The 1993-nt window shown below is 35.6% G+C and carries 3 protein-coding genes; all 3 read left to right on the top strand.

Going from position 1 to position 1993, the window contains the following annotated elements:
* Nucleotides 1–258 (top strand): hypothetical protein (locus KPL38_RS19055; RefSeq protein ID WP_216290711.1); only part of this gene is annotated, 258 nt, incomplete at its 5' end.
* Between the two features lie 8 nt (nucleotides 259–266).
* The gene (gene tnpB, locus KPL38_RS19050; protein WP_216290710.1) at nucleotides 267–608 is read left to right on the top strand and encodes an IS66 family insertion sequence element accessory protein TnpB; all 342 of its coding nucleotides are present in this window, start codon (nucleotides 267–269) and stop codon (nucleotides 606–608) included.
* A gap of 122 nt (nucleotides 609–730) precedes the next feature.
* A partial coding sequence (gene tnpC / locus KPL38_RS19045) for an IS66 family transposase (RefSeq protein ID WP_216290709.1) occupies nucleotides 731–1993 on the top strand: 1263 nt, incomplete at its 3' end.

The following is a 1993-nucleotide window of genomic DNA, read 5'->3' as shown; positions in this document are numbered from 1 at the left end:
CAAACTATGTCAATTTGGTGTAAAGATAATGATGTTAAGCCGGCAAGGCTTCGTGCCTGGATTCGCGAATTCAGTTCTGATAACTTAGCTACTAAAGAAACAGCCCAATGGATTTCAGTTGATACTACCGAATTAAAGGAAGTCATTAATGATAAACCTTTAATTGTAAAAATAGGTGCTGCGTCGATAGAACTAAGTACTAATTTTGATAAAGAGCTATTTTCAAAAGTATCAGAAATACTGTTATCTCTATGCTAAGTAATTCTGTGATAGATAATGTTTACCTCGCTTGTGGAGTTACTGATTTACGCAAATCTATTGATGGTCTTGCAATTATAGTACAAGAAAGCTTTAATTTAGACCCTTTCTCAAGAAGTTTTTTTGCTTTTTCTAATCGAAACAAAGATAAAATTAAAATTCTAGAATGGGAAATCGATGGATTTTGGCTTCACTACAAACGTCTAGAAAAAGGTAAATTCAAGTGGCCTTCTAATGAAAAAGGTGGAACATTAAATATAAGTCAAAGGCAACTTAGATGGTTATTAGATGGTTTAACATTAGAACAAAAGCAAGCACATAAACCAGTAAAAGAGCGAATAATTATCTAAGAAAAAGCAGTGAATATATACTCAATATTTTCACTTCCATAGTGCTCGTAAACCGTGTATAAATAACGGTTTATAAGCATTTTTTTGTATCATTTTTTTGCGAATCATGGTATAATTGTACTATGATAAATAATAATAAAGATACTAATATAATAGATAATAATACAACTGAATATAGAATGGAAAGTCTTGAAAATAAGTGTGCAATGCTAGCCGCATCAAACGAAGAACTCAATGCAAAACTTAAATGGTATGAGGAACAGTTTCGTCTTGCTAACCAGAAGCGATTTGGTGCTTCTAGCGAAAGAACAGACCTCGATCAACTAAGTATATTTAATGAAGCTGAGAAGGAAGCTGATCAAACTGCAATTGAACCTACGGTTGAAGAAATCACTTATAAACGTCGTAAGAAAGTAGGACAGAAAGAAAAAATGCTTGAAGATCTCCCTGTTGAGGTTATTGAGTATCGTCTTACAGACGAAGAAAAAGATTGCCCTAAGTGTGGTGAGCCCTTACATGAAATGAGTAAGGAAATACGACGTGAGCTTAAGGTAGTTCCCGCACAGGTAATAATTGTAGAGCATGTACGTTTTGTTTATTCTTGCCGCAACTGCGAGAAAAATGACACCTCAACTCCAGTAATTACAGCTACCATGCCATCACCAGTTTTATCTGGCAGCTTAGTGTCACCTTCTTTAATGGCCTTTGTTATGAACCGGAAATTTGTAGAGGCCATTCCTTTATATAGGCAGGAGCAACAGTTTTCTTATTTTGGTGTTGAATTATCACGCCAAACTTTGTCTAATTGGATTATTCATGGTTCTAATGATTGGCTTCAAATATTGTATCATAGGATGCATGACTATTTATTAGAACAGGATATACTTCATGCTGATGAAACGACTCTTCAGGTGATTAATGAATCCGGAAGGGCTGCAACAACAAACTCTTATATGTGGTTATTCCGTACAGGAAGGGTTGGACCTCCAATTATTATGTATGAATATCAAACCACTAGAGCGGGCAAGCATCCACGTAGATTCTTAGATGGATTTAAAGGCTATGTTCATACTGATGGCTACGCCGGGTATAACGACATACCTAATGTTAAGATTGTTGGATGCTGGGCTCATGCCAGACGCTATTTTGACGAAAGTCTAAAAGCAATGTCTGATAAATCTACTAGTTCGTCAGTGGCTGCAATGGACGGTTTGAAGTACTGCAACAAGCTATTTGAAATTGAACGGAAATTAGCTGATGCATCAGATGAAAATCGTTATAATCAACGTTTAGAACAAAGCAAACCTGTTCTGGATGCTTTTTTAGTATGGTTAAATATTAAGAGCAAGCAAGTTCTACCCAAAAGTGCATTTGGTAAAGCTATC

This window comes from Clostridium psychrophilum (genome assembly GCF_018861705.1).
GTDB classification, from domain to species: Bacteria; Bacillota; Clostridia; order Clostridiales; family Clostridiaceae; genus Clostridium_AD; species Clostridium_AD psychrophilum.
Note: the sequence above shows the minus strand (reverse complement) of the source record. Positions and strands in the feature narration are given on the sequence as shown.